The organism is Dactylosporangium sp. NPDC005572 (assembly GCF_040605515.1).
GTDB lineage: Bacteria > Actinomycetota > Actinomycetes > Mycobacteriales > Micromonosporaceae > Dactylosporangium.
The window spans coordinates 13953-40235 of record NZ_JBEXCY010000102.1 but is presented as its reverse complement, the minus strand read 5'-3'; the positions used below and the strand labels follow the sequence as shown (position 1 = coordinate 40235).

The 26283-nt window shown below is 68.6% G+C and carries 25 protein-coding genes, 2 pseudogenes and 1 CRISPR repeat array; of the genes and pseudogenes, 11 read left to right on the top strand and 16 right to left on the bottom strand.

The features are described from left to right. From ABZS66_RS36255 to ABZS66_RS36210, 10 genes and pseudogenes are all read right to left on the bottom strand, one after another. Nucleotides 1-103: pseudogene (locus tag ABZS66_RS36255) on the bottom strand (2Fe-2S iron-sulfur cluster-binding protein); the annotation flags it as partial. Next, nucleotides 82-474 carry a transposase family protein gene (locus ABZS66_RS36250; protein ID WP_354765778.1) on the bottom strand — a complete coding sequence of 131 codons (393 nt, stop codon included), beginning with the start codon at nucleotides 472-474 and terminating at the stop codon, nucleotides 82-84. The pseudogene ABZS66_RS36255 and the gene ABZS66_RS36250, both read right to left, overlap by 22 nt. Nucleotides 475-662: 188 nt before the next feature. Next, a complete protein-coding gene (locus ABZS66_RS36245; protein ID WP_354765774.1) occupies nucleotides 663-1892 on the bottom strand; it encodes an ABC transporter permease in 1230 nt (409 codons plus the stop codon). Then, a complete protein-coding gene (locus ABZS66_RS36240) occupies nucleotides 1889-2608 on the bottom strand; it encodes an ABC transporter ATP-binding protein (protein ID WP_354765772.1) in 720 nt (239 codons plus the stop codon). The genes ABZS66_RS36245 and ABZS66_RS36240 overlap by 4 nt, the downstream gene beginning before the upstream one ends. Next, complete coding sequence (locus ABZS66_RS36235; RefSeq protein ID WP_354765770.1) at nucleotides 2605-3933, bottom strand: hypothetical protein; 1329 nt, start codon at nucleotides 3931-3933, stop codon at nucleotides 2605-2607. The genes ABZS66_RS36240 and ABZS66_RS36235 overlap by 4 nt, the downstream gene beginning before the upstream one ends. 92 nt (nucleotides 3934-4025) lie before the next feature. Continuing rightward, the gene (locus tag ABZS66_RS36230) at nucleotides 4026-4814 is read right to left on the bottom strand and encodes a hypothetical protein (protein ID WP_354765768.1); all 789 of its coding nucleotides are present in this window, start codon (nucleotides 4812-4814) and stop codon (nucleotides 4026-4028) included. Between the two features lie 160 nt (nucleotides 4815-4974). Then, complete coding sequence (locus ABZS66_RS36225) at nucleotides 4975-5361, bottom strand: hypothetical protein (protein WP_354765766.1); 387 nt, start codon at nucleotides 5359-5361, stop codon at nucleotides 4975-4977. A gap of 368 nt (nucleotides 5362-5729) precedes the next feature. Continuing rightward, the gene (locus ABZS66_RS36220; RefSeq protein ID WP_354765764.1) at nucleotides 5730-6620 is read right to left on the bottom strand and encodes a hypothetical protein; all 891 of its coding nucleotides are present in this window, start codon (nucleotides 6618-6620) and stop codon (nucleotides 5730-5732) included. Then, nucleotides 6620-7114: a SigE family RNA polymerase sigma factor gene (locus ABZS66_RS36215; RefSeq protein WP_354765762.1), complete on the bottom strand. Its 495-nt coding sequence runs from the start codon at nucleotides 7112-7114 to the stop codon at nucleotides 6620-6622. The genes ABZS66_RS36220 and ABZS66_RS36215 overlap by 1 nt, the downstream gene beginning before the upstream one ends. Nucleotides 7115-7272: 158 nt before the next feature. Further along, the gene (locus tag ABZS66_RS36210; protein ID WP_354765761.1) at nucleotides 7273-7533 is read right to left on the bottom strand and encodes a hypothetical protein; all 261 of its coding nucleotides are present in this window, start codon (nucleotides 7531-7533) and stop codon (nucleotides 7273-7275) included. Between the two features lie 8 nt (nucleotides 7534-7541). Between ABZS66_RS36210 and ABZS66_RS36205 the strand changes: the two genes are divergently transcribed. Then, nucleotides 7542-7802 carry an ImmA/IrrE family metallo-endopeptidase gene (locus ABZS66_RS36205; protein WP_354765760.1) on the top strand — a complete coding sequence of 87 codons (261 nt, stop codon included), beginning with the start codon at nucleotides 7542-7544 and terminating at the stop codon, nucleotides 7800-7802. Between the two features lie 581 nt (nucleotides 7803-8383). On the opposite strand, the gene ABZS66_RS36200 is transcribed toward ABZS66_RS36205, so the two are convergent. The 3 genes from ABZS66_RS36200 to ABZS66_RS36190 all read right to left on the bottom strand — a co-directional run bounded on the left by ABZS66_RS36200 (nucleotide 8384) and on the right by ABZS66_RS36190 (nucleotide 9416). Continuing rightward, the gene (locus tag ABZS66_RS36200) at nucleotides 8384-8710 is read right to left on the bottom strand and encodes a DUF2637 domain-containing protein (protein WP_354765758.1); all 327 of its coding nucleotides are present in this window, start codon (nucleotides 8708-8710) and stop codon (nucleotides 8384-8386) included. Nucleotides 8711-8784: 74 nt separating this feature from the next. Beyond that, complete coding sequence (locus ABZS66_RS36195; RefSeq protein ID WP_354765756.1) at nucleotides 8785-9165, bottom strand: hypothetical protein; 381 nt, start codon at nucleotides 9163-9165, stop codon at nucleotides 8785-8787. Beyond that, nucleotides 9162-9416: a hypothetical protein gene (locus ABZS66_RS36190; RefSeq protein ID WP_354765754.1), complete on the bottom strand. Its 255-nt coding sequence runs from the start codon at nucleotides 9414-9416 to the stop codon at nucleotides 9162-9164. The genes ABZS66_RS36195 and ABZS66_RS36190 overlap by 4 nt, the downstream gene beginning before the upstream one ends. Before the next feature lie 749 nt (nucleotides 9417-10165). On the opposite strand from ABZS66_RS36190, the gene ABZS66_RS36185 reads away from it, so the two are divergent. Both ABZS66_RS36185 and ABZS66_RS36180 read left to right on the top strand, forming a co-directional pair. After that, on the top strand, nucleotides 10166-10759 hold the full coding sequence (locus ABZS66_RS36185; RefSeq protein WP_354765752.1) for a hypothetical protein: 594 nt from the start codon (nucleotides 10166-10168) through the stop codon (nucleotides 10757-10759). Then, a complete protein-coding gene (locus ABZS66_RS36180) occupies nucleotides 10756-11112 on the top strand; it encodes a hypothetical protein (protein WP_354765750.1) in 357 nt (118 codons plus the stop codon). The genes ABZS66_RS36185 and ABZS66_RS36180 overlap by 4 nt, the downstream gene beginning before the upstream one ends. 302 nt (nucleotides 11113-11414) lie before the next feature. Here ABZS66_RS36180 and ABZS66_RS36175 read toward each other — a convergent pair whose 3' ends face one another. Further along, nucleotides 11415-12494 carry an integrase core domain-containing protein gene (locus ABZS66_RS36175; protein WP_354765748.1) on the bottom strand — a complete coding sequence of 360 codons (1080 nt, stop codon included), beginning with the start codon at nucleotides 12492-12494 and terminating at the stop codon, nucleotides 11415-11417. Between the two features lie 509 nt (nucleotides 12495-13003). On the opposite strand from ABZS66_RS36175, the pseudogene ABZS66_RS36170 reads away from it, so the two are divergent. Then, nucleotides 13004-13581, top strand: a pseudogene (locus tag ABZS66_RS36170) (hypothetical protein). Nucleotides 13582-13919: 338 nt separating this feature from the next. Here the strand turns inward: ABZS66_RS36170 and ABZS66_RS36165 are convergent. Both ABZS66_RS36165 and ABZS66_RS36160 read right to left on the bottom strand, forming a co-directional pair. After that, nucleotides 13920-14726, bottom strand: coding sequence for a hypothetical protein (locus ABZS66_RS36165; protein WP_354765746.1), 807 nt, complete (start codon nucleotides 14724-14726; stop codon nucleotides 13920-13922). Between the two features lie 177 nt (nucleotides 14727-14903). After that, nucleotides 14904-17371: direct repeats of the CRISPR family, unit length 28 nt; unit sequence GGACCACCCCCGCGTGCGCGGGGACGAC. A gap of 618 nt (nucleotides 17372-17989) precedes the next feature. Beyond that, nucleotides 17990-18454, bottom strand: a complete 465-nt coding sequence (locus ABZS66_RS36160; protein ID WP_354765744.1) for a hypothetical protein — start codon at nucleotides 18452-18454, stop codon at nucleotides 17990-17992. 689 nt (nucleotides 18455-19143) lie between these two features. Here ABZS66_RS36160 and ABZS66_RS36155 point away from each other — a divergent pair. From ABZS66_RS36155 to ABZS66_RS36125, 7 genes are all read left to right on the top strand, one after another. Continuing rightward, nucleotides 19144-19557 carry a transcriptional repressor gene (locus ABZS66_RS36155; RefSeq protein WP_354765742.1) on the top strand — a complete coding sequence of 138 codons (414 nt, stop codon included), beginning with the start codon at nucleotides 19144-19146 and terminating at the stop codon, nucleotides 19555-19557. A gap of 314 nt (nucleotides 19558-19871) precedes the next feature. Beyond that, nucleotides 19872-20063, top strand: a complete 192-nt coding sequence (locus tag ABZS66_RS36150) for a hypothetical protein (RefSeq protein ID WP_354765740.1) — start codon at nucleotides 19872-19874, stop codon at nucleotides 20061-20063. Between the two features lie 497 nt (nucleotides 20064-20560). Beyond that, nucleotides 20561-22135 (top strand): anchored repeat ABC transporter, substrate-binding protein, encoded by a 1575-nt coding sequence (locus ABZS66_RS36145; protein ID WP_354765738.1) that lies wholly within the window; start codon nucleotides 20561-20563, stop codon nucleotides 22133-22135. Continuing rightward, on the top strand, nucleotides 22132-23040 hold the full coding sequence (locus tag ABZS66_RS36140) for a choice-of-anchor M domain-containing protein (RefSeq protein WP_354765736.1): 909 nt from the start codon (nucleotides 22132-22134) through the stop codon (nucleotides 23038-23040). Before ABZS66_RS36145 ends, ABZS66_RS36140 begins: the two co-directional genes overlap by 4 nt. Before the next feature lie 35 nt (nucleotides 23041-23075). Next, nucleotides 23076-23819 (top strand): anchored repeat-type ABC transporter ATP-binding subunit, encoded by a 744-nt coding sequence (locus ABZS66_RS36135; RefSeq protein ID WP_354765776.1) that lies wholly within the window; start codon nucleotides 23076-23078, stop codon nucleotides 23817-23819. Further along, nucleotides 23819-24667 (top strand): anchored repeat-type ABC transporter permease subunit, encoded by an 849-nt coding sequence (locus tag ABZS66_RS36130; protein ID WP_354765734.1) that lies wholly within the window; start codon nucleotides 23819-23821, stop codon nucleotides 24665-24667. Before ABZS66_RS36135 ends, ABZS66_RS36130 begins: the two co-directional genes overlap by 1 nt. 131 nt (nucleotides 24668-24798) lie before the next feature. Continuing rightward, the gene (locus tag ABZS66_RS36125) at nucleotides 24799-26259 is read left to right on the top strand and encodes a choice-of-anchor M domain-containing protein (protein ID WP_354765732.1); all 1461 of its coding nucleotides are present in this window, start codon (nucleotides 24799-24801) and stop codon (nucleotides 26257-26259) included. The last annotated feature ends 24 nt before the right edge of the window (nucleotides 26260-26283 follow it).

The window sequence follows — 26283 nt, the reverse complement described above, 5'->3', positions numbered from 1 at the left end:
CCCGGCCGTCCACGATCTTGGCGCGGCAGGTCGAGCAGACCCCGCCCTTGCAGGCATACGGCAGCTCGGGACGCTGCTTGATCAGCTGCGACAACGTCGTGGGTGGGGGACACCGCCGCCGCCAACCGCCTGGTCAGCCGTGCCCCGGGCCGGCCACCCAGAGCAAGGGCGATCTTCTCCGGCGCGACCCTGTGGCAGGTACGGGTGTGCAACGCGCCGGTCACCCCGCATCCTGCTCAGTGAAGGTGCGACGGCCGTACGCCTGCTCATCGCAGAAGAACCGCCGCACCCGTAGCGCAGCAGCGTCTGCCGGCCGCCGATCCCCAGGTCCGCCACCGTGCGTTCATACCGGCTGTGCATCCGAGTCGACGTGCTCCCGCAGTCCGGACAAGCCGCGACGAAGGTAGCAGCTGGAGCATCGCGAAGATGTTCGTCACCCCGAGATACGTCGATCGCAGCAGCGCGATCGACCATCATGCCCAGCGACCGACGGCGGTCCCAACCGCATCACCGTCAGAATCAAGATCACGGAATCCTCGGCGACACGGCTCCTCACCAGGCCGGATGGCATACTCGGCACGCGCAGGGGCCGGAGCCCGGCGTGGCGCACAGGCAACCGCAGATCCAGCCGTTCGAACGTCACGCGACCATTCTGTCCGCTTTTATCGGCGCAGCGCCTCGACGGGTTCGATCTTGGCCGCGCGCCACGCTGGGTAGATCCCGGCGAGGAGGCCGACGAGCGTCCCGATGAGCGGCGCAGTCAGTACGACGGCCGGGTGGAGTACCGCCGTCCACCGCTGGACCAGCGACACCAGGACCACGGTCACGACCCCGACGCTCGTGCCGATGAGCCCTCCTGCGGTTCCGAACATTGCGGTTTCCAGCATGAACTGGGCGCCGATGTGATGACGTTGCGCTCCGAGTGACCGTCGCAGACCGATCTCCGGCACGCGCTCCAGGACCGCCACCATCGTGGTGTTGGCGATGCCGACCGCGCCGATCACGAGGCACACGCCGGCGAGCAGGATGAACAGCATCCACAGGTCGGACGAGATCTGGTCGCGCAGCTGGGTCGGATCTGGTGGCGCGGTTACCTTGAACAGGTCCGGTGCGTCGGGACGCAGTGCCGTCGCCACCTGCGCCGCGGTGACGCCGGCCGCGCCGGCTCTGGTCTCGATGAGCATCTTGGGGTGATGCTCCAGGCTCGGCACACCCCAGAGCGACGCCGCGGTGCGCTGCGGTACCAGCACCGAGAAGAGAGTGTCGGCCTGGCGTGCGACCCCGTCGAGGATGCCGACAACGGTGAACGGGATGCCATCGATGAACACGGCGGGGTGGCCGGCGAGTGAGGCGACCCCGAGTTCGTGGGCCGCGGCGGCGCCGAGCACGACGACCTGCTCGGCTCGGGCATCGTGGAAGTCGTCGTAGAGCCGGCCTTCGCGCAGCGTCGGGCGCAGGGCACGGACCAGGCCGGGCGAGGCGGCCAGAATCGGCGTGCCGGTGCTTGCCCGTGCGCCCGGGATCGGTACCCCCGTCACCGGCAGTTTGCCTTGGTCGTCGATCACCCACCACACACCGCCGTCGACAACGCCGTTGATCGCCCGGACCAGCGCATCTGCGTCCTGCGGAAATGGATTGGTGGTGCCTGTGCCCTCCTGGTTGGCGGCCTCGACGGTCACCTCGGTCGCCATGAGCGCGTTGAATCGTTTGCTGATCTGGCTTCCGGCGGTTGCGGTGAGGCCCACGACCGCGACGAACGCGCCGACGCCGAGGACGGTCCCCAAGGCGGTGAAGGCGGCCCGGCCGGGCCGCTGCAGTATGCCCGCCAGTGCCTCGCTCAGCAGATCGTGGACGGAGAGCCGGGGTCGGGCTCGGGCCGGGCGCTGTCTCATACGGCGGTCTCCTGCGCCGCGACGGGATCGAGGAGCATACCGTCTTTGATCGTTACCGTACGGGGAGCTCGCGCCGCTACAGCCGGGTCATGGGTGATCGTCACGGCGGTCATTCCGTCAGCGTGGAGGCCGGCGATGAGGTCGAGGACGCCGTCGGCGTTGGTGCTGTCGAGATTTCCCGTGGGCTCATCGCAAAGCAGCAGTCGTGGACTCACCGCCAGCGCTCGGGCGATGGCGACCCGTTGTTGTTCGCCACCAGACAACCGCGACGGCAGGGTGTGCAGGCGCTTCGTCAGTCCGACCCGGTGCAACGCCTCGGCAGCAATGGCCGCACGCTTGGCCCTGGGCACACCGTTGTACATCAACGCCATGGCGACGTTCTCGAGGGCAGTACGGTGGGCCAGCAGTTGGTACGCCTGGAACACGAAGCCGATCGAGCTGCCGCGCAATGCGGTACGTTCCGGCTCGCGGAGCGCGGCCGTGTCGAGGCCGTCAAGCAGGTAGCGGCCGGCCGTCGGCCGGTCCAGTAGACCCAGGATGTTGAGCAGGGTGGACTTGCCGGAGCCGGACGGCCCGACGATCGCAAGATGGTCGCCACTGGCAACCACAAGGTTGCAGGGGTGCAGCGCCGCTACCGGAGGCGGTCCCGCATAGGTGAAACTGGCGCCGACCAGTTCGATCACCGGCTGGGCGAGCTCAGCTGATGTGACGTTCACCCGCCGGTTCCCCGCGCTGAACCGACGACCACTCGGTCGTCCGGCTGGAGTGTCCCTTCGATCGGGGTGACCGCGATGTATCCGTCACCGGAAACTCCGGCGGTGACCAGAACCCGTACCTGCTTGCCATCGGGGTCTTCGCGGAACACGGCAGTGCGGCCGTCAGCACCGGCGAACAGTGCAGACACGGGCACGACCAAGACCTCGCCGTCGGTGGATGCCGTCGCGACGGTGAGCCGGACGTCCTGTCCGGCGTACTTGGCGTCCAAGGGGCCGCCCGAGGGCTCGACCACCATGGCGTGGCTTCGCGTGCCGGTCTCGTCCGCTTCCAGCTCACCGATCGACGACACGGTGCCCGTGGCGCTGGTGCCCAGAACTTCGGAGTAGATCTCCACGGGCATCGTCGGCTTGACCAGGGCCCGCTGGCCGGGATTCAGCCGTGCGACGACGGCGAGGGCGCCGCCGGAGAGTGTGATGAGCGGAGCCGTCACGTCGGCTCCGACCACGGCTTTGAGCTTTTCGACCCGGGCCGGGAGCTGCGGAAGGAACACGACTTCCGACAACGGGAGCATCGGCCCAGTCGTGCGCTCCAACTCGGCGAGCGCGGCGTTCGCCGACTCGAGATCCTCCTTGGCGTACTCGACCTGCCGCTGCGCCCGCGCGATCTCGTCGAGCCTTCCGGGATTCGACGATGTGGGGCTTGGCGACGCAGGGCTTTGTGACGGACCCGGCGATGTCGGAGTGCGGAGGCGATCGAGCTCGGCTTGTGCGTCGGCGAGCGCGCGCCTGGCGCCGCGAACACGGTCACGCGCGGCGTTGAGCACCGGCAAGTCACCATCGACCAGAACGTGGTAACCGCGTGACAGGTAGAACGAGGTCAGCGCGTCTTTGGTGCCCTGGCCGAGTTCCCCGGCGGTCTCGTCGGGGTCGAAGCCCAGCGACTTCAAGGCCGCCTGGAGCTGAGCCACGTCCCTACCCGACGCCCCTGGATGGAGATCCCGGTACGCCGGGATGGATCCCGGAAATGCGAAGAGCGGCCGTCCCGCCACCTCCAGCATCACCGAGCCGGCAGAGAACGACTGGCCCGCTTTGACGCGAACGGCGGTAACCACTGCTCGATCCCCGGACCGCGGTGTGGGGGTCACATCGACGGTTTGGCCGGCCTGAACCTTGCCCCGCAACACGACGGTGTCCTTAAGCACCCGACGCTCGACAGGCGCGGTGATGGTGGTGAGGCCGGGCGGCTGCTGGTCGGCGATGAGCTGCTGCGGCGAACGCACCCAGCGCGAGGCAACCAGACCGGCGCCGGTGACGCCGACGGTCACCAGCGCCCACCGCAACACCCTCCGCCGGTTAGGTAACGCCGATGAGGCTGTGTCGTGTCGGCTGGTGGGGCCATCGGTCGCGGCAGTCATGCCTAGCCTCCGCTCACCACACCGGCAGCGTTCTTCGCCCTCGTCTGCAGAATCATCTGCACCGCGGTCAGCTCCTGAATCCGCTCGTCGATGATCCGTTGCTGATAGGCCGACTCAACCGCGAACCAGACGCCGAGCAGATTGGTCTCCTTCTTGCAGGCGACGTCTGCCGTCGCGGTCGCGATCTCCTCATCACCGGCAGGTTCAGGCCACTTGCGGTCGTTCGGCTCCCAGATCGTCGAATACGAGTAGCCGCGGCGCGCCATACAGTCGCCCCACTGCTGCATGGCATCACGCACCCGGCTGTCGGCTTCCGCGCGCTTGCCCGCATCAAGGCTCAAGGTGTTGCCGAGACTCGTGTCGACCGAGGCTTGCTGGCCGCCCCCCAGCGTCCGGTTGGCCTCGCCCGTGCAGCCGTCGACGGGGAGCCTCTTGCCGTCACGGTCGGTTGGAAGCTCGACGGCAACGGGCGATCCACCGGACGTGTCAACGCCGCGGACCAGCAGTTTTTCCGCTTCCGAAGGGTTCCAGCCAGCGCTCTTGTCCCGGCCGACAGGTTGCAGGTCCGGGGGAATGTTGTAGCCGCGAGCCGCTGCGGAATCCGCGTCGAACAGACCGTACCGGCGCTCATTCGCATGCTCGAAGCGGGGCAGGTCCGCGGTGACTAGTCCTTCGGGCACCGTGTATTCACCGCCGAACCGTTGTACGCAATCGCGAATCAGCCGCCAGGCGGCGCGCTGGACGGTGACGTACTCCTTCTCGCTCAGCTGGTAGGCGTCGAGCGGCAGCACCAACTCGGAGGTGTTTTGAATGGTGGGAATCGGGCCGATGTCAGGTTCCGAAGGACCGCAACCAGATGCGCACACAGCCAGCAAGATTGTCGCTATTGCCAATGCGGACTTCCGTACGCATCTGATTGGGCTCATCATCTTGTTTTCCCCGAACGAATGATCAGCTGAATTGGATGGAGCTGGTCTGGTCGTTCATTACCGGGCCCACCCACGAGGTGGTGCCCTGGTAGCCGAGGCTAGCGCCCTGGTACCAAGTGAGCTCCCAGAGCTTCGCGTAGCAAGTCGCGAACTGGTAGAACGACGAAACTCGGTTGTCCCAACCCGACGGCATGGAGGAGAACTGGAGGTCGACGTCGCTGACGGAGCCTGTGCAGACGTAACCGTCGCTGCCGTGGTAGAAGGTCTTGGCGAGGCCGCCCCAGTCCGCGTGCTCGTAGACGTTGGACAGAGATGTGCTGGCCTGGGCGGGTGTCTGCAGCCCCAGCAGGCCGACGACGCCAAGTGTGGCGGAGACCGCCAGTCCGGCTAGTCTTCGTGGAGTTGTCACCGAGACTCCATTCTCTCGACAGTCGGTGATGACCGCGCGGCAGCGGTGCCCACCACCGCTGCCGCGTCCTCGTATCGAGAAGGTACTCAGTCGTGTAAGTGCCGACAAGAACACATTGAGTGATGGGACTGCGGAACCTGCATCGCAAATTTGACACGGTAGATGTCTGTCGACTTCTGAGTGTCCCGCCTGGGAGCTGCGCCTAAGTCCCGGTCATCGTTCTTTAGGGATTAAACGAGTTCGCATTTGGCGGCGGTTACGCACTTTGGCAGGCCCACCTGCGGTAATAAGGAGTTCATGTTTTGTTCGCCTTATGGCCGTTCGTCGTGCGCCGAATGCCGCACAGCCGGTCGCGGCGATTCAGCGGCTCACGGAAATAGGGTTAGGTTCGGCGTCGCGATGAGGTCGATGAGTGCATCGACGCTCAGTGGCAGGTCGGGCCGCCCGACCGGGAGATCCTCGAAGACGCCGGCTTCGTCGGTGGCCGCGTCCACGGCGTTCGTGTTCGAGGCGCTCGCGAATGCGACGGTCTGACCGAAGTAGACGCGCACGTTGACGAGTTGGCGCTGCCCGTCTCGGCCGGATCCGGCCGAGACGACGGTGACGACCTCACCGTGCGGGCCGGTTCGCACCTTACATGCTGGAGCGTGACAATCTGCCGTCGCCGTGCCCGGCGACTCCTGAGCCGGCGCGAACCCGAAGCCTATCGTGCCGACGCCGCGCCGGTCCGCGACGATCGCGGATGAGGTGAAATAGGGCTCGACGGCACGCCCCAGGTGCACCTGCAACGGCAGCGTGCCGTCGGGAGTGCCTCGGCCTCGGTAGAAGGTGGTGCCGGGCAGCCGTTGCGGAACCTCGCGAAGCAGATAGCAGCTCAGCCGCGCCGCGGCGTGCTCCGTAGGCTCCGTCGGCGACGCTACGACGGACCCGCTCTTCTCGCTGGCCGCGCCGGTCGGCGTGGTGACTTGTGGTCCGGCGGGTGCAGCGGCCGCCGCACAGAACGGTGACGGGTCGAGCGCCGTCCAGCCCGGACCCGCGGGCAGCTCCACCGTCGCCGTCGCCCCTGGCCACGTGTTGGCCGCGACCAGCGCCAATCCCACTAGAGCTGCTATGCCGGCTACGGTCGCGGCACCGACGCCCGTGCGGCGTCGGCGACGAGCACGGCGACCGGCCGCCAGCACCGCCGCGGAGGTGGTGTCCATCGGCGGGCCTTCCGCGATGTAGGAGAGCAATGCGTTGCGTACCAACCGATCGTCCATCATCGCTCCTTCGCCGGGGCGGGCGTCTTCAGCGCTTGGCGGAGTGCTTCGACCCCACGGGCTGTCTGGCTCTTGACGGTGCCTTCCGCCATGCCGAGCAGATCGGCCACCTCGGCGACCGACATGTCTTCGAGGTGGCGCAACACCACGACGGCACGTTGTCGGGCGGGAAGCCGCTGCAAAGCGCGGCCAACCTCCTCGCGGCCGCTAGCATCGGTAGCATCCGTGACGGACACCTCCGGGGGTTCGGCCACCACCCTCTCTCGGCGCCGGTCGCGGCGGTGCGACAGGAACACGTTGACCAGAACGCGGCGCGTGTATGCGTCGAGTGAGTCCCGTCGTAGGCGCCGCCAGTTCAGGTACAGCCGGACGAACGTCGTCTGCACCAGATCCTCGGCAGTGTGCCAGTCCCCGCACAGCGCATACGCGAACTGGCGCAGCGTCGTCGCGCGCAAGGCAAAGTAGTCCGTGAAGTCAGTGTCGGACTGGGTCACTGCTCACCTCCCTGTCGCACCACATACTCCCGGCGAGCCTCGCAGGTTCAAGCGCGTTCGCGAATTCTCGGCAACCGCCCGCGCCCTGGCCCGCGATCGCGAGGAACCGGCCAGCAGTCCGTCCGGAGTGATCGTGCGGCAGGCCACCTCACCGGCAATCACCGGCTCCACCCACGTCGCGCCGCGGGCGTGCTCGCACGGTACCCCGGGGCGCCGGCTCGGTGCCGCGCCGCAGCGGGGGCCAGCAACTGCTGCAGGTAACGCAGGTCGACGTCGCGGAAGCCGGTACCGACACCACCGGCGAACCGCAGACAGCCGTCACGGCCGGCCAGCGCCAGCAGCAGCGAACCGATCGTCCCGGCCCGGCGGCCCTGGCCCGCCAGGCCGGCAAGCCAGCGACATAGCCCACGAACTGTCACATCTGATCTTGAAACACGAGCTGACCGAGATCCGGATCGTGGCCGAGGTTCCCTTCCGCACCTGCCGACCTGACCAAGAGGAAGAAGCCACCGCACTCGGCGGCACAATCCTGCTGCCCAGGCCGCTACTGCTGAAGGCCGCTCGCGCCGGGCTGAACGCGGCCTACATCGCCCGCACGTACCGTGTCACCGAGGAGATGGCCCGGTACCGGTACAACAGCACAGGCATCGGCCGTCAGGTAACCGCCGCTCGTCCACGTCCCTTCTGACAGCCAGCCCGGCCTGACTCACCGTCGATGACCCACCTCGGCATGAGGCTACCGGCGCACGCGTGAACCGCACCGCCTCGACGGGCCCAGCAACCCGTTCTTCGATCGCTAGACGAGACGGCTTGCGGGAGCCGTCGGACGGGTGCGATGTTCTGAGTCCCCCTGGCAGGACTCGAGCCTGCGCTCCCGCCGGGGCACTGGGGTGGTCCTGTACTAAGCGGACGTTCAATCGCTGTCAGATGGCACCGTCATCCTCTTGGTTGTTCCGGTTCGAACCTGTAACAGATGCAACGGTGGAGGCGGACGTCATTACGCGACGGACATGTCGCTCGGTTACGCCGACCTCGGCGGCGATGTCCGCGGGACGCGCGTCCGGACGTTCAGCCAGCATCCTTGTGACAACGTCCGCTGTCGGACCCGAGCGGCGGCGCCGGCGACTGCTTTGTGACGCATCCGCAGACGGGCCAGCACCGTCTGTGTGCGGACCTAACGTCGTGACGGGGTCGGACGCCAACTGGGCAGGCACCTCCAGTGACTCATCGATGGCGATAGGTTCGGAGTGGTCGGTGCGCTCGCCGGGGTCACCGTCGTCCGGGGATGGAGTCTTCGTGGAGGCGTCCGCTGGTTTGGCGCGGGAGAGCATCTCGACCACGAGGAGCATCGCCACGGCTGGCCAGGCCGCGACGATTCGCGCACCGATGGTGGGTTGGGCGGCGGCGATGTTCGCTGCCACGCTGGCCGCTACACCGGCGGCGAAAAGCGATCCGCGCTGACCAGCGAACACGGTTCCCGTTGCGCTTGTCCTCGACCATCGCGGCGGACGCCACGATCAGCATCCCGTCGACGGAGATAGGCAGGACGTACGCGACCTCCGGGCGCTCACCGTACCGCAATGCGACGTGGACCATGTGACTCCATGAGGACCACGCCGCGATCGTCGCCACCGCTGCCGTGCTGACATTTCGGGCGACCCTCGTGGGTGTCATCGGTTCACCCTCACCGGGAGCCGCCGCCGGATGGTCCGGACCTCCTCGATGTCCACGGCCGGACGTCCGCCGATGACCAGTTGTGTCTGGACGTCGGTCCGCCGCCGGACTACCTCCGCTGGTTCCAGTCCGGTCGCGGTGGCGATGTCCGCCAGGTCCGCCCCGGCCCGCAGCGCAGCATGGATGGACATCGGCTGCCACCGGGTCCACCACAACACGACCGCCGCAGCGAGCGCCAGCTCCGCCAGGACGTCATGGCGGCTCCGCGTCGCCGGACGTCCGATCGCTCGATCGTGCAGATCGAGCAGCACCCGGAATGGGCTGATCTGTTCGGCGTCGACGAACCGGGTCGGCGATCGGTTGTGCTCGTCCGTCATCGCCGCCTCCCCTCGGGAAGGAAGGCGTTGAGCATCGGGATGGTCCGCACGAAGGTCTGGTACGCCTCCGGCTCGGTCACGAAGCTGTCGGTCAGCGAGTCATGCAGGTGAGCGACGAATTCGATCACGAATCTCGATTGGACCGCCCTCGGCGTGGGCGGGGCCAGCGCCTCCCGGAGCGCGTGGCCGAACGGATCATGCTTGCCGAGACGGGCAAGAACGGTGTCATGACGACTGCGATCATGAGTCATCGGGCATCACCCCGACGCCGTGACCTGCTCAAAGGCAGTGGAAGCGGGTCGCCCGCGAACGTGGCTATAGGGTTCGCATGGTGATGCGTCCGGCCCACAACTCTGACCAGCCCTAACGCGGTGGTTCGGAGCGGTCCAACCTGCGGATTCGCGACTCTCCAGCGCCGTACAGCGGCCGGGCGCTGAGTCATTGCTGCCAGTCTGGGATTAGTTAGCGGCAAACTGGCAGGTCAGCTCGGTGTGCCGGAGCCGGGCGGCCGCCCGTGCACGGGTGCCCCGAGCCGCTCGTTTCGGCAGCTCGGAGGTTGTCCTTCACCTCAGGAAAATGCTCCACGGCATGCCGGAGCGGAGCGTCGCGGCGGCCTCCTCGTCGACGGAGATCGACGCTCGGGCCAGCTCGTCCGTAACCCGATGCAGCCCGCCCCCGTCACGAGTAGCGGCGCGAGGACGTGCGGCGCGTCGACTTGCACGTCGGTGGACAGGCAGGTGGCGAGGTCGACGGCAGCCTCGGTGACGTTCCGGGACGGCTTGGTCGGATCATCCTTGAGGGCCATCGCCGCAGGTTATCCCCGACGTGGGGTGCGGGGATCGGGTGCGGCGCTCATCTCGGTGCCGAACGTAGACCTGTGGTGGCTCGTCGCCACGTGGACAATTCACCCGCTGAATCACCATTTTCGACGCGGTGTGAAGTCCAGTGCACTACTCAGCGTTGATAGCAGTCACCACAGATGTGGCGGTACCGTGGGCGCATGACAGCGGCGGCAATGTATGAGCTGCCCGACGACGATGCCGAGCTTCAAGAAGCCATGGACACTGTCGAGGCGGGCAACGTCGTGCTGCTGTCGCGCGATGGACAGCCTGTGGCGGCGCTAACACCGCTTGAGACCTTCATGCGTGCCCGCAAGCAGGCCGCCGAGGGCGCGGTCGCTGCCTCCGTCAGCCAACTCGACGCCGCTTTGGAAATCATCAAGGCTGTCGAGCAACTCCCAAGCGAAGAGGTCCGTCGCCGGATCCTCGAACCCGTGATGGCCCTTGTTCAGAACGTCAACGAGGGGCCGTCTGTTGCCATGGCCCGATTGATGCTGGCGTTGCAGCACTACAACGCTGACGCCGTGACCGTGGCGTTCGACTGGGCGCGTCATCTACCTCTGGACGCCCGCGTGGAGATGCTACGCGAACTCGAGGACGCAACCCACGCGGACAACCCGAGCCCTCCCTCGGTTCGGCAGATCCTCATCGAGTGGGAGCACACCGCCGAGGCGTATAGCGACCCAGACACCTATGCGGCGCTGACTGCGGAGCACGCCGACCACGGCAAGGTTCCGGTCCCGGAGGCTGCGTGAGCCCGAAGCGGGGCGAACGCGTTGCCCCACCGCCGGCAGTCGACGGTTACGACCTGATCTACGGCAGCAACGAGGCGATCAAGGGCTGGCAGGACCTATGTAGCCAGGCGGCCAGCGCTACCCGGACCGCATATTTCGCGATCACAAGCAACCCGCAGCCGGCTCCGCCCACGGACAAGCATCATCCCCTAAAGTTTGACCTTGCCACCGGCAAGTACAACGGCGACGTGTTTCCGCAATGGCAGTACGAGGTCACCGGCGGAGCCAGGATCTGGTACCTGGTTGACACTGCCCGTCGCCGCGTGATCGTCACCTACGCCAGCACCAGGCATCCCAAAGCTACGGACCGGTGAGTTCTTTCGGTTGATCCGGCCTTGCCGGTTTGACGCAGCATCCCATAGTGGCGGGTGGCGTGATCGGTGTTGCCGCTGGTCACGGTGGGTGTGTCATGCGTGTGGGGTGCCAATACTCCACCAACCCCGCGACCTAGGCGTTGTCCGAAGCCTGCCCGACGACGACGTTCTGAAGATGATCGAGTTCAAATTACGAGAAATGATTCCCGAACGTGTTCAAATCGATCGCGCTGGTTGATCGAGACGGGAGACGGAGCGCCTGTGGGGTTCCATAACCCAACCGCACAGGATGACCTGCAGTTCTACGCGGCTCGTTCGTACTCATTGATGAGGCCGCCGAGGACTGGCCGGTGCTTGATCCTCTCTTGGGCCAGGTCGACGACAGGGCGTGTCGGCTTGGGCGGTTGTAGATCGACTGCCCGATGTGAGCGCCAGCTGTTGTAATGCCGGGCGTATCGGTCCAGGACATGGCGCAGGTGCCGCTCACCGACGATGAGCATTCGGTCCGTGACCTCAGTTCTGGCGGTGAGCACGAAGCGTTCGGCGTAGGCGTTCGCGCGGGGACAACGCGGCGGGATCTTGGCTACCACTACGCCGGCGTCGGCGAGTACCGCGTCGAACGCGGCATTGAACTGCCCCGCCCGATCCCGGATGAGCACCTTGAACTGATCCGCCCGCTGGCCCAGGTCCATAACCAAGTTACGGATCTGCTGGGTGGTCCACGCGCCGTCCGGGTTCGTCGTCACCCCGAGGACGTGCACATACCGGCTGCCGACCTCCATGACGAAGAAGACGTAGCAGCGCTTGAGGGTCACCGCGCAGTCCACGTGGAAGAAGTCGCAGGCCAACAGGGTGGACGCCTGGGTACGCAGGAACCGCCGCCAGGTCGTATGGTTGCGGCGGGTTGGAGCAGGCAGGATCCCGGCCCGTTTCAGGATCCGGCGGATCGTGGACGCGCCGATCCGGTGGCCGAGGCCAAGCAACTCGCCCCGGATGCGTTGGTATCCCCAGCCGGGATTGTCCCTGGCCATCTGCTCGATCAGCGTCACCACGGCGGGATCGATCGGTGGCCGCCCCGAGGTATGTGGATAGGTCCAGTGGCGGGCGACCAGCCGACGATGCCAGGCCAACACCGTTGCCGGCGTAACCAACCGATGCCACCGCAGCGCTGGCGGCAGCCGGCGGATCAACGCGGCGAGCACCGTCCGGTCAGCCCAGTCGAGCGTCGGTCTTGGGTTCGCCCGCCGCAGGATCGCATTCTCGTGACGCAGCACGAGCAGTTCCGCCTCCAGACTCGCGTTGTCGCGGGCAAACAGGATCAACCATCCAACGACCCGGCAGAAGGTGAGGTACAGCAGCCGCAACGACACGATTCCGATCACGCTCCAGGTCGAAGCAATGCCACGCACGTCTGCCCAGGTCAACGACCGTCAGGACGTTTTGGAACCCCGCAGGGTGTGTGGCGCATGGATTGAGCGTCCACCACCGCCGGTCCTTCAGGCTGCCTGGGTCTCGGCTGGACGAGCGCGATGCGCAGCTGGCCGGGGAGGCGCCGTTAGCGGGCTGTTGACTGTCGAGCAGGCGGGCGCTGTGTACGACATCCTGGTCGAGCAGGCTGACGCCCGCGAGAACAGTCGAGACGAGTTCGTCAACCACCTGACCCCGGGCTGCACCGACCGAGTCTGACGCCTGGACCTATACCCTCACCGATCCAAGGCTTGCGCCACAGTCGTCAACGGGAACACCTTCGGCAGCAACAGCGTCGAGACCGGCACGGACTCCTATCGCCTCGCCCGGACCCTAGCGTGCTACCGGACTCTGCCTCCGGCAGTGGAAGCAGCGACGGCGTTCGTAGGATAGACCACCCGACGCGACGACAGGAGACGACGTGGTGGCCAGGCCGGGCGGAGAGTTCTGTGTAGAAGGCAGCTGGAAGAACGACCTCGCCGCCCGGGGGTCGGTGTTGCCGACGCTGGAACTGTTGGAGCGGCTGGACGCCATACGGTACATCCACCGCGACACCGCCACCCCGCAGGAGTTGCGCTTCTACCTCGACACCTGGCTGTCTCGCAAGTACGCGCCGTATCACGTCGGGTTCTTCGCGCTGCACGGGGCGCCGACCAGGCTGCACCTGTCCGACGCCCACACGGTCGGGCTTGCCGAGCTGGGTAGCTGGATGGGCGGCAGGTGTGAAGGCAAGCGGCTCTACTTCGGCAGCTGTTCGGCACTGCGTGCCTCCGACACGACACTTGCCGAGTTTTGCGCGAGACCAAAGCAGCCATGATTTGCGGGTTCACCAAAGAGATCGACTGGATCGAGTCCGCGGCGCTCGAGACGGTCGTGCTCAATAACCTCGTCAACGGCACCCGGGTCGACAGCCTGGAGCGGCTGATGAAGACGGCCCGCTGGGCACCGCTGGCACAGCACCTCGGGTTCCGCGTGGTCTACCCCAACGGCCGCTCCACCTGACACCCGCCACCGCCTGAATGCGGCGCGCCACCGGCCGTCGGGGCAAGACCCCACGTCGCTGGCGGGTCACCACGATCCCGGATCCAGCCGCGGTCGGGCGTCCAGACCTCGTGCAGCGGGATTTCCGCACCGACCCGGCCGCGTCCGACACCCGGCTGGTGCGGCGACATCACCTGCCCGTCGGTGAACGCGGGTTCCTCCACCTCGCTACCTGATCGGCTTGCACGCGTGGCGACTGGCCGGCTATGCGACCGCCGAGTACATGCGCACGGAACTGGTTATCGAGGCCCTGGCCGCCGGGCAGCGCACGCCGGGCAGCCTGGACTCGAACCCTGAACCTACGGATGAAACGCGGACGACTCCGAGCCCCGGCGGCGACGCCACACGATCAGCGCACCGAGCGTGCCGAGCGCGACAAGGAAGAGGCCACCGCCGATCCAGCGGACGTACCGACTTGCTGAACTGGCCGGCGGTGCCTGCGCGGGATCGGTCGGCTCGGCCGTCGGCGTCGCCACGTCGGTGGTGACCGCGACGAGCTCTTCCGTCATGGCCGTTGGGGATGCGGTCGGGCGGGCGGAGCTGGAGCTCGGCCTCGCCGAACCCGCAGTGCGCGTCGGCGATCGGGTGGACGCGGGGGTGCTGACCCCGGCCGTCGGCGTCGATTCCCCGGCAACCGTTCGGAACGTGAATACTGCGAGGTTGTTGTCCGCCACCAGGTCGCCGTACACGATCACCTTGACGTAGCCCTTGATACCTGTGGCGGGCGCGCTGACGTTGGTGATGCGGAACTCCAGCGACACCGTTGCTTCCGGCGGGAATCGGGTCGTGGAGGAGCACTGGGCGAATACCTCGGGCTTCAGGACCGGACAGCGGACCGCCGGATACGCCATGTCGAAGTCGGCCAGCACCATCCCCGACGGGCTGCGGACCTCGATCGTCACGTCATTGTAGTAAGCCCACGCATTGCTGTTATTGGTGATCTTGTACTGCACCGAGACGGTCTCACCGAGCGCACCGGTGGTGTCCGATACCGTTACGCCGAAGTCCGACCCGTACGGCAACTTCGCCAACGCGGGCGCAGCAGGAATCGCCGAGCCGAGCACCGCCGCCGCAACCACGGCTGTCCGCAACACCGCCGCGCGCACGAGCACCTCCTGAGATCCGCGCGGGCGATAGCACGCCGCCAGCCGTGACGATGGCCCCCGCGAACGACAACTCGTAGCCATAGAGAAGCGGCGATTCTGCCGATCGCCTCGACGGAGACCGCGTGGGGTGTCGATGCCGACGACACCTCGATCGTGCACGTGGATTCGTTGTCGGGAGGACCACCCCCGCGTGCGCGGGGACGACGTCTTGGTCATGAACCGGACCATCGACTTGCCGGGACCACCCCCGCGTGCGCGGGGACGACGTCGACACGGGCCGGCACCAGTGCCGGGGAACGGGACCACCCCCGCGTGCGCGGGGACGACTGGCCGGGGCCATTGATGGCGCGACGCCCATCCGGACCACCCCCGCGTGCGCGGGGACGACTCGAGGGCGCCGAGGAAGGCATCCTTGATCTTCGGACCACCCCCGCGTGCGCGGGGACGACCCCGCCCATGGCACGGAAGTCGACGCCAGCCTGGGACCACCCCCGCGTGCGCGGGGACGACGCGGTGATCCCCGGCATGGAAGGCCTCATCGACGGACCACCCCCGCGTGCGCGGGGACGACAGCGCCAACCCGTTCGCCCTGCTGCTCGACGGCGGACCACCCCCGCGTGCGCGGGGACGACTCCCGGCCGCTCTCCAGGAAGCGCGATCGCAGCGGACCACCCCCGCGTGCGCGGGGACGACCTGTGCACCCGCCTGCGGGATGCGGGTACGCCCGGACCACCCCCGCGTGCGCGGGGACGACGCGCCGTCCCATGCGACGAGAATAGATCAAACGGGACCACCCCCGCGTGCGCGGGGACGACCGCTTGAAAGGCGATGAGATGGGGCCGCGGTTCGGACCACCCCCGCGTGCGCGGGGACGACCGGGTTGCGGAGCCCGGCGAGCAGGCCCACGCCGGACCACCCCCGCGTGCGCGGGGACGACAGCTCAGTCTTGCCCCACAGTTTCAGCTCGTCCGGACCACCCCCGCGTGCGCGGGGACGACCCGTTGCGCCTCACGCCGCAGCGCGTACGGCAGGGACCACCCCCGCGTGCGCGGGGACGACGGTTGGGGTCTTGCCCGTTGCAGTGACGGATCAGGACCACCCCCGCGTGCGCGGGGACGACGAGCCGCTGGTCCTGGTCGGAGTTCATGTCCTCGGACCACCCCCGCGTGCGCGGGGACGACGGCCACCAGATGACCGACGCGGGCCTGATCGACGGACCACCCCCGCGTGCGCGGGGACGACGTGTTCGGGTACTGGTCGAACACCCGGCCGACCGGACCACCCCCGCGTGCGCGGGGACGACCTCATGAGCGGGTCGCCGATCTCCTCGCCGTCCGGACCACCCCCGCGTGCGCGGGGACGACAGTGTGTCAGATGGCGACGGTGGCGCGCTCCCGGGACCACCCCCGCGTGCGCGGGGACGACCGTCGGGCGGCGAGTTCAGCATGGCCCCGGAAGGGACCACCCCCGCGTGCGCGGGGACGACGTTGTCCACCAGCGGGACGAGCCGCCCATCCCGGGACCACCCCTGCGTGCGCGGGGACGACTCCGCCCGCGACCAGCGCATCGGCGTCAAGCGAGGACCACCCCCGCGTGCGCGGGGACGACCGCCTGTGCCTCGACGGCCAGGGCCGCCCGATCGGACCACCCCCGCGTGCGCGGGGACGACTCGGGTGTGTACGTCGAGCCCTACTGCAACGACGGACCACCCCCGCGTGCGCGGGGACGACGGCCTGTCTCGGATTCTGAAGCTTGACCCGGAGGGACCACCCCCGCGTGCGCGGGGACGACTTCGGGCCGTACACGTTGTCGGCCGGCCCGCACGGACCACCCCCGCGTGCGCGGGGACGACGGTGGCCCGCTGATGCCGGGGGAGACCACCCGGGGACCACCCCCGCGTGCGCGGGGACGACGCGGAACCCGTCACTTCTCGCTCAGCCGAACGCGGACCACCCCCGCGTGCGCGGGGACGACGAGCTCGTTGTCGACTTCCTCGCCTTTCGGCAGGGACCACCCCCGCGTGCGCGGGGACGACTGAGCGCGATCATCCCGCAGCCATGGCACTCGGGGACCACCCCCGCGTGCGCGGGGACGACACGACGCCGATGAAGCGCTGTGGGTGACACAGCGGACCACCCCCGCGTGCGCGGGGACGACGGGTCCGTCTTCTGGGCCGGGCAGAACCAGCCCGGACCACCCCCGCGTGCGCGGGGACGACCTTCGTCTACCTCGGTGGCTATGCGCACGTGATGGACCACCCCCGCGTGCGCGGGGACGACAGCAGGTACGCGCGGGCGCCGGTCAGCGTGGTGGGACCACCCCCGCGTGCGCGGGGACGACCGGTACCGGATCGGCGCGGCGCCCACGTAGAAGGGACCACCCCCGCGTGCGCGGGGACGACTTGATCCAGCGGATCTGCGGCTCGCCCTGCGAGGGACCACCCCCGCGTGCGCGGGGACGACACTGGGTGTAAGGACCGGTGTCCTTCCCACCCCGGACCACCCCCGCGTGCGCGGGGACGACAGGCGTTCTTCTGCTGTTGCCTGGGAATCCTCAGGACCACCCCCGCGTGCGCGGGGACGACGTCGGCGTTGTATGACACGCCGCAGTCTTCGCAGGACCACCCCCGCGTGCGCGGGGACGACACTTCCTGACCTGGCGCGTTGAAGATCAAGATGGTCGATTTTGTTCACTTGCTGACGGCGTCGATCCAACAGTGCGATGAATGGGAAAGCATTGTCGCACTCGGGCCTGGCGAAAACCACGGGCATTGCGGCGCGGTGCTGCGGCTGTTGCCGGCTGTAGGGCGGGCAGTCCGTGGCGGAGGCCGGCGAGGAGCCAGTCGCAGCAACATAACCACGCATCCTCGCGGACCAGCCGTCCCGACGCGACCAGCCCAGCACGGCGGCACCTCACGCAAGATTTTCTCACGACGACCAAACCGCCGTGACTAGGGCGGACGTAGTTCTCGGCACCCACAGGGTGATCCTTGGCCAACCCCAGCCGCCGGAGCAACGCCGCTGGCTGAAGCCCGGCGATGAGGTCGTGTCCGAAATCGAGGGCCTTGGCGCACTGAAGGTCTCCCTCAACTGACCGGCCTGCCCGAGCTGACCAGCGTTCCCGGTCGTTGATCACAGACGGCTGCTGCCGTCGAGCTCAACATCGAAGATGCCCTGCGGAAGTCGGTGCCCGCAAGGAGAGGCTGGATGGACTGGGCGCGTCTCGAGACCCTGCTTTCGCCCCAGACCTGCCCCCTGGATTACCTACGGGCAGGCCTTGAGTAGCACGGAGGTCAGGGCCGGTCCAGCGGTCTGAATCTGGGCGATGTTCGCCTCGCCGGTGCCGAACTGCTTGAGCTGCCCCAGGAACTGCGTCACCGCCGACTTCAGTTCCGGGTCGGCGACCTGGCCGGACAGTAGCTCCAGCTTGCCGGCCCACTCGGTGGCGAGTTTCCGGGCCTCCGCGAGCGCCGCAGCGCCGCCGGCCGAGTCGCCGCTCTGGGCCGCCTGCGAAGCCTTCTGCAACCCAGCGATGATCTTATCGAAATACTGCACCTGCAATGCTTTGAGTGGGTCGCAGGTTTCGTCGCCGCCTGCCGCTGACGGCGACGCGGCCGCGCTCGTGGCGGCCACTGACGCGGCCGTGTCGCTCTCCCCGCCCTGGCCGGCGCACCCGGCACCCAGTGCCAGCACCATTGCGGCAACCCCGGCAAACATGAAGACCCGCATCGTCCCGCACCTTCCCCGTGATCATCGAAAGCGATGCGAGTATACGGGGATCAGTTCATCAGTTCGCGACCGTGGCGGACCCCGAGCGCGACGATGTCGAGATGAACGACCGGAGCATCCAAGTGCCGATCGACCGGCCGTCGCCCGCGATCAGGGCTGCGGGATCGGTCCGGTCGCAAACTCGTTTGCGCAGACCATGCGCTCGTTCGTCGGCGTCGAGGACCACCCCGTGGTCCGGCTCTGCCTCGGGCCAATGCGGCAGCAGGTCACCGAGGCCTTCACCGGAAAGCCCGTTCGCACTGGCCGAACCGTTCGCCGAGTTCGAACAGCGCGCCCTCGACGTGACCGAGGCCGCGATTGTGGATCTTGGCGGCGGTTGGGCGTCGAGATCGGGACAGCCACAACCGGCGTCCGCCTGACGGTGACAGCTCCCGCCCGCGATCCGCACCGCACACCTGCGGTGCTACAGCGGTCTACTCGGCGGGATCGGCTGACACAAATGATTTGCAGCTGCGTGAACTGCCGACCCACAGCACCGCCCGCCCGAGTACGCCGGCGACTCGGCGCACCCGGGGTCGGCGCGACGTGCCACCATCGGTTGGCTGCAGCCGTCCGTGAACAGGGCATACACTTGCGGCGCCCAGGGCGGCAGCGCAGCGCCGGGGCGGTGCGGGTCGAGGGAGATGCTCATGAGTGACATGCTGGCCGGTACGAGCCGGAACACCCGGCAGCGCGCCGAGGTGCTCACGCTGCTGGACGAGGTGCCGGACTTCCGCACGGCGCAGCAACTGCACGCCCTGTTGGTGCGGCGGGGCGCCAGGGTTGGCCTCACCACCGTCTATCGCACGCTGCAACTGCTCCTCGACGCGGGTGAGGTCGACGTGACCCGACCGCCCGGCGGTGAGCAACTGTTCCGCAAGTGCAGCCGCAGCCAGCACCACCACCATCTGGTCTGCCGCCAATGCGGCGCCACTGTGGAGGTCGAAGGCCCCGCCGTCGAACGGTGGGCCGACCGGGTCGCGCAGGAGCACGGGTTCACCGATGTCGGGCACACGCTGGAAATCTTCGGTACCTGCCAGGCGTGCGCGGGCATTGCCGGGTGATGGTGTAGCGGTCGTTGACTGAACGAGTCCATCTTGGTATTGAAAATGGTTATCGATTCTAGTATGGCGATTCCGATGGGTCTGCAACGTCGTGCGTGCCGTCGTGACGGAGGCCGTTCGGTGACCGGCGCGACGGGGCGCCGGCGCCCATGTGAGGCCTTGACGGCGCGCTGCCGGCCCGGCCGTGCTGGCCTGATTGCCGCCGGATGTGCCGAGGCAGAGTGGATGCTGGGCCGCCCACTACGGTCGGTGCTCGACCTCGGAGGCGGAGCGCGGGCCGTGCGCTGGAAGCACTGATGCGCCAGTAGCGGGCCGTGCACGCCACCCTGATCGACGCGTACCTGGTGCTGCTGGCCCTGGCCCGCCCGGAACTCATGGCATCCGTCGTCCAGGCCGACACATTAACGGCGTCGGTTGGAATCAGCGGTGCGGCATTCCGGCACGAGGTGGTGCAGGCCGTCATCACGCTGCACGACTTTCCGCAGGCGAGGGTCGGGCAGCTGTAGCGGGAGATCCACCAGGTCCCCGCGCCGGGCGGGGTGCTGCTCATGGTCGAGCTGACGCCAGTGGACCCGGCCGCACCTGCGGCGGCCGGGCCCGCTCGGCCCGCGCCAGCGCCCGACGCGGAGCGGCCGTGGAATCGGTGGTGGCTGACGGTGGCCGGGGTCCTGACGCCGCATCTTCGCGCGCCGAGCGGGCGGAGATGCCGCGCCGCCTGAACTCGGCGGAGTTCGTCGCATCGGTCGACGGAGATCGTGCCGCCGCGCGTGCAGTTGGGTGCGCCTCCTGCCGCCGGATCGGCCGCCCGGGCGATCACGTCTTGCTCGCCCCGGCCGGCCCGGGACGCTGCCGGGTCGGCCGGCCGCGGCACATGGCGACGCAGGGGGCGTCGGCACGGTCGGCGGCGACTGATCGCGGGGGCTTCCACTGCACCCCACCGTCCGACTAGTCTATCGAAAACGGATTTCATTTTAGTTAGTCTGGAAGGCGGAGGAAGCGGCGAATGGTTGACCACCCGGCTCCGATGCCGATCCGGATCCGCAGCGTAGCCGCCGTCGTGGCGGTGCTGCTCGCGTCGGGATGCACGGCGCCGGTGTCGTTGAGCGACTCCGACGATCGTGTGCAGGTGGTCGCTACGACCGGGATCCTGGCCGACCTGGTGCGCAACGTCGGCGGTGACCGGGTGTTGGTCAACTCGCTCGTACCGGACAACGCCGATGCGCACTCGTACGAGCCGACGCTGCGGGACGTGCGCAACGTGGTCTACGCGGACGTGGCCTTCAGCAACTACCTGTTACTGGAGACGCAGGGTGTGATCAAGACGCTGGACGCGAACCTTCGCGACGGCGTGCCCAGCATCTCGCTCGCCGAAGGCGCCACCAGGTACGCCGCCGAGATCATCCCGCTGGTCGAGGACGCCTCCCTCGACACGATTTGGCTGGGCATGCGGGTGCGGGGCACCGGCGCCCAGTATCAGGCCACCCGCGCCTCGGACGTGCTGCTGTCCGCGACGGGCGTGAGCGGTCCGGGCGACCTGGTGGCGTATCTGACCGGGGCGTTCGGCGCGCCGGAGTTCTCCATCAACTCGACCGACGGCTTCGACGCGTCCAACGGCTTCAAGGACGACACGACCACCCTGCCGCCGGACGCGCACACCCACATGAGCTGGGCGTTCACCAAACCCGGTGTGTACAGGGTGACGATGGAGGCCCGGCTGGCGGTGGCGCAGGGGACCAAGCCGGTCGAGCTGGGCCGCCAGACGTTCACCTTCGCGGTCGGCGTCGAGACGCACGGCCTCGGGGCGACGACGGTGCTCGGCGCTGGTCACGCCGACATCACCGTCGACGTGGACGAGCGGCGCCTGTACGTGTACGCGGACCCGCACGGCGGGGGTGAGGTCCGGCAGCACATCTATGATCCGGCCACAACGGTCATCGAGGTGCCGAACAAGGCGCTGAAGGAAATCCCGGCGGGTCCGGGGTACCGGTTTCTCGGACGTCCCGGTGCGCGGGTATACCAGCTCCCGCAGGCGGTGCTGGGCCGGCACGTGCACGGCGAGATCGATCCGCACCTGTGGCAGGACGTCGGCAACGCGCAGGCCTACGTCGAGCTGATCCGGGACACGCTGATCGGCGTCGACCCAGCCGGTGCGGCCGAGTACCACCGCAACGCCGACGCCTACCTGGCCGAGTTGTCCGCGTTGGACACCTACGTCGCCGAGACGATCGCGTCGATCCCGCCGGCCAGCCGCTACCTGGTGACGACGCACGACGCGTTCGCGTATCTCGCGCATGCCTACGGCATCCCGGTCGCCGGATTCGTCACGCCGAACCCCGCCACCGAGCCGAGCCTGGCCGATCGGCGGAAGCTCACCGAAACGATCCGCAACCTGCACGTGCGGGCCGTCTTCCTCGAACCGAACCTGCGCGCCCGATCTTCCACGCTCGCCGAGGTCGCCCGGGAGCAGGGTGTGCGGGTCTGCCCGATCTACGGCGACGCGTTCGACCGGACCGTCAACACCTACGTGCGGATGATGCGCTTCAACGCCGCCTCCCTGAAGGAATGCCTGAGCAGATGAAAACCCTGTTGGCTGCAATCACGGCGACAACGCTGGCGCTGGCGCCGAGCCCTTCGCCAGACGGGCTGAACCAGAGCCTCGACCCGCGGCAGCCGGTCGCGTCCGGGCGGACGGTGCTGCAGGCCGGTCATGTCGACCTCGGCCCGCGGTACCAGGACAACCGATGGACGATCCAGGTCCACGACGGCACGGCCGTGCCGTCGGTATGGCGGCAGCCGTCCGAGGTGGTGCTGCGGGTGCGCGACGCGGCGATCGAGCGGGTGCCGGACGACCCGGCGTACGCGTTTCTTGAGCAGACCGCGGGGACACCGGTGTACGTCGTGCCGCAGACCCAGAACCAGGACGTGGTCTGGCTCGGCTGGAACACCCAGGAGCCGGGCGTCATGGCCTCCGTCACGCGGGGCGTGACGATGCACCTGCTCGGCGTGCAGGGTCCGGGCAGCGTGGTCACCTACCTGCAGTCCGGCAACCTCGGCGCGCCACAGGTGCTGTGGCACTCCGCCCGCCCGTACCCGCAGCCGCTCTGGGTGGAGACCAACACCCACACCCACGCGAACTGGATCTTCTCCAAACCCGGCGTATACCTGCTGGCGATCGAGATCACCGCCGACCTGGTGGACGGCCGGCAGGTGTCCGGCCGGGACATGCTGCGCTTCGCGGTCGGCGACAGTGCCTCCGCTGACGAGGCGTTCACCGCCGCGTTCGCCGGGAGGCTGCCCAGCACCGGCGCGACGCCGCCGGCCGCCGCAGCACCGGCGCGGGAGAGTGCCGCCGGTGGTCCCGGCGTGGGCACGGTCGCGCTGGTCGCCGCGGCGGTCCTGCTCGTGGCCCTGCTGGTGTGGCTGTCGATCCGCGGGGCACGCGCGCGGCGGCGGGCCATCGACGAGCCGGAGGCGCGGTCGTGAGCGCGACGGCGACCCTCGCCGTCGAGGGTGTCGACGTGGACCTCGGCGGGCGCCCGGTCCTGCGCGACGTGCACCTGGCCATCGCGGCCGGGGAGTTCGTCGGGCTGCTCGGCCCGAACGGTGCCGGCAAGACGACGCTGCTGCGCTGCATGCTGGGCCTGGTGCGGCCCAGGTCTGGCCGGGTCCTCGTGGGCGGCCGGCCGGTGCGGCCGGGTGCCGCCGCGATCGGGTACGTGCCGCAGCGGCACGAGTTCACCTGGGACTTTCCCATCTCGGTCGAGCAGGCGGTCCTCGCCGGCCGCACCGGGCGGATCGGGCTGCTGCGCCGGCCCGGCGTGGCCGACTGGCGCGCGGTGGGGGAGGCCCTGGAGCGGGTCCGCCTGAGCGACCTGCGCCGGCGTCCGGTCGGTGAGCTGTCCGGCGGGCAGCGGCAGCGGGTCCTCGTCGCCCGCGCCCTCGCCGTCCGGCCGGAGGTGCTGCTGCTGGACGAGCCGTACACCGGCCTGGACATGCCGACCCAGGAACTGCTCGGCGAACTGTTCAGCACGCTGGCCCAGGAGTACGCGGTGTTGATGGCCACGCACGACCTGCCGGCCGCGATGCACGACTGCGACCGCCTCGTGCTGCTCAACCGCACGGTCATCGCCGACGGGCGCCCGGCGGACCTGCGTGAGCGGCAGGTTTGGATGAACACCTTCGAGGTCGGGGAGCGCAGCCACCTGTTCACCATGCTCGGTCTCGACCCCGTCATGCTGGACACCGAGACGGCGGTCGCCTGATGTCGCCGGTGCAGTTCGTCGCCGACCTGTTCAACCCGGACCTGGCCTTCCTGGGCAAGGCGCTGCTCATCGCGGTGATGTCGGCGACCGTGTGCGGCGTGGTCGGGTGTTACGTGGTGCTGCGCGGCATGGCGTTCATCGGCGACGCGGTCGCGCACTCGGTCTTCCCGGGCCTCGCCGTCGCGTTCGTCATCTCCGGCAACCTCGTCGCCGGCGGCACCGCCGCCGGCGTGCTGACCGCCGTGCTGGTCGCGGTGTTCGCGCAGAACCGGCGGTTGAAAGAGGACTCCGTCATCGGCGTCTTCTTCGTGGCCGCGTTCGCCCTCGGCATCGTCATCATCTCCCGCGCGCCTGGGTATGCAGGCTCGCTGCAGCAGTTCCTGTTCGGCTCGATCACCGGCATCCCGGACGAGGACGTCTACGTCGTCGGTGGCACCGGCCTGGTCGTCCTGCTGGCGATCCTGCTGCTGCACAAGGAGTTCGTCGCCGTGTCACTGGACCGGGAGTCCGCACGGTCGATGGGGCTGCGGGTGTTCTGGCTCGATCTGGTCCTGTACGTGCTGGTCACCCTCGCGGTCGTCATCTCGGTGCGCACCATCGGCAACGTCCTCGTCCTGGCCCTGCTGGTCACGCCGGCCGCGACGGCGCGGCTGCTGACCGACCGGCTCGCCGTCATGATGGTCCTCGCACCGGTGATCGGCGGGCTGTGCGCGCTCGTCGGGCTGTACGTCTCCTGGTCGTGGGACCTGCCGGTCGGTGGCACCATCGTGCTCACGCTCACCGCGGCGTTCCTCGCCGCCTGGCTGGCCGCGCCACGACACGGATTGCTCGCCCGCCGCGCCGCCTGACGCTGTCAGACTCCGTCTTCCTTTTGAAAATGATTCCCATTAGAGTTAGCGCGGGCCGTCCGACTGCCGTCGATGCCGGTCCGACGCGGCCACTTGGGCTGCGGGAGAGGGGAGGAATGAACACGATTTCCATGAGGCGATCCATTGCCGCCGCGGCGTTGAGCGTCGTCACGGCGGCCGGCACGGTGCTGACCGGAGCGGGGGTGGCCGAGGCGGCAGAGCCGGTGGTGCTGTCGAAAGGCCACACCGACGCCGTCGACGTGCACTACGAGGGCGGCGCCCTGACGCTCAAAGTGCACGACGACACGGTCGAGCCGTCACGTTCGCTCGACCCGGCCGATGTGACGTTCCAGGCGCTGCCGGCCTCAGCGACGCAGGTGCCGGACCATCCGCTGTACGCGTTCCTCGGCGCGCCGGGGACGACGGTGTGGATGCTGCCGCAGATCCAGGACGAGAAGCTGCTGTGGCCGGGCTGGAACACGACCACGCTGACCACCGGGGTGTTCGACGGCGACAAGGTGAAGATCAGCCTGGTCGACGTCGAGGGCCCCGGGTCGGTGTGGGTATTCACCGTCGGTGCGCTCGGTGATCCCACGGTCAAGTTCGGGAGCCCCGACGGCCTGCCGGACGTCCTCGACGTGCCGGTGCGCACCCACGCGCACGCCAACTGGGTCTTCAGCGCGCAGGGCACCTACACGCTGAAATTCCAGGCCGAGGCGACCTTGAAGAACGGCACGGTGCTCAACACCGGGCCCATCGACTACAAGTTCGTCGTGGGCCCGCTGACCGGCCCGGACCCGGATCCGGCCACCCAGCTCGCCATCACCGGGCTGGCCCCGTCCTACCTACCGGGCGCACAGGTGGCGCTCACCGCCACCCAGAACCCGGTCACCGACCTGGACGACTACCACTGGTTCAGCAAGTGCCCGGGCGCCACCGAATTCGCCGTCATTCCGGGGGAGGGCGGCGGGACGTACACGTTCACCGCGACCGAGCAGCTCGACGGCTGCCAGTACCTGGTGAAGCTGTACGACGAGTCCGACGCGGTGGTCGCGCAGTCCGCGCCGGTGGCGCTGCAGGTCGGCGACGACCAGCCGGACCCGCAGCTGTGGCAGACGATCACCGCGACGGTCGACGACTCGAACGGTGCGCTGGTCGTCAGCGTCGACCCGAACGACCGGGAGGTCGGCATGTCGCCGATCCAGCTCGCGGAGAGCGGCGACCGGCTCGAGGCGATCGGGCAGCTGCGGCCGGTCACGGTGACCGACACCCGCACGGCGAAGCCGGGCTGGAACGTCTCCGGGCAGGTGTCGGACTTCCGCACCGACGGTGGCGCGTCGTTCGGCGGCAAGTACCTGGGCTGGCTCCCGAAGGTCCTGGCCCAGGTTTCCGGCCAGGGCGCGGTCCCCGGCGACCCGGTCTGGTCCGGATTCGAGGAGGGCAACGGACTTGCCGAAAGCTGCCTCCTGGGCTCGGCTGCGGCCGACACCGGGCGGGGCACGGCGAGGTTCGGCGCCGACCTGCGGCTGGAGCTGCCGACCGACACCGCCGGCGGCACCTACCAGGCGACGCTGACCCTGACGGCCATCTGAGGCGCCGGTGGGCGGTCCGCACTC

Excerpts from the sequence above, each read along its gene's own strand:
- ABZS66_RS36250 (WP_354765778.1), bottom strand. The coding sequence starts at position 474 with ATGGTCGATCGCGCTGCTGCGATCGACGTATCTCGGGGTGACGAACAT.
- ABZS66_RS36245 (WP_354765774.1), bottom strand. The coding sequence starts at position 1,892 with ATGAGACAGCGCCCGGCCCGAGCCCGACCCCGGCTCTCCGTCCACGAT.
- ABZS66_RS36220 (WP_354765764.1), bottom strand. The coding sequence starts at position 6,620 with ATGGACGATCGGTTGGTACGCAACGCATTGCTCTCCTACATCGCGGAA.
- ABZS66_RS36200 (WP_354765758.1), bottom strand. The coding sequence starts at position 8,710 with ATGGTCCACGTCGCATTGCGGTACGGTGAGCGCCCGGAGGTCGCGTAC.
- ABZS66_RS36195 (WP_354765756.1), bottom strand. The coding sequence starts at position 9,165 with ATGACGGACGAGCACAACCGATCGCCGACCCGGTTCGTCGACGCCGAA.
- ABZS66_RS36190 (WP_354765754.1), bottom strand. The coding sequence starts at position 9,416 with ATGACTCATGATCGCAGTCGTCATGACACCGTTCTTGCCCGTCTCGGC.
- ABZS66_RS36185 (WP_354765752.1), top strand. The coding sequence starts at position 10,166 with ATGACAGCGGCGGCAATGTATGAGCTGCCCGACGACGATGCCGAGCTT.
- ABZS66_RS36160 (WP_354765744.1), bottom strand. The coding sequence starts at position 18,454 with ATGCGGGTCTTCATGTTTGCCGGGGTTGCCGCAATGGTGCTGGCACTG.
- ABZS66_RS36155 (WP_354765742.1), top strand. The coding sequence starts at position 19,144 with ATGAGTGACATGCTGGCCGGTACGAGCCGGAACACCCGGCAGCGCGCC.
- ABZS66_RS36145 (WP_354765738.1), top strand. The coding sequence starts at position 20,561 with ATGGTTGACCACCCGGCTCCGATGCCGATCCGGATCCGCAGCGTAGCC.
- ABZS66_RS36140 (WP_354765736.1), top strand. The coding sequence starts at position 22,132 with ATGAAAACCCTGTTGGCTGCAATCACGGCGACAACGCTGGCGCTGGCG.
- ABZS66_RS36130 (WP_354765734.1), top strand. The coding sequence starts at position 23,819 with ATGTCGCCGGTGCAGTTCGTCGCCGACCTGTTCAACCCGGACCTGGCC.
- ABZS66_RS36125 (WP_354765732.1), top strand. The coding sequence starts at position 24,799 with ATGAGGCGATCCATTGCCGCCGCGGCGTTGAGCGTCGTCACGGCGGCC.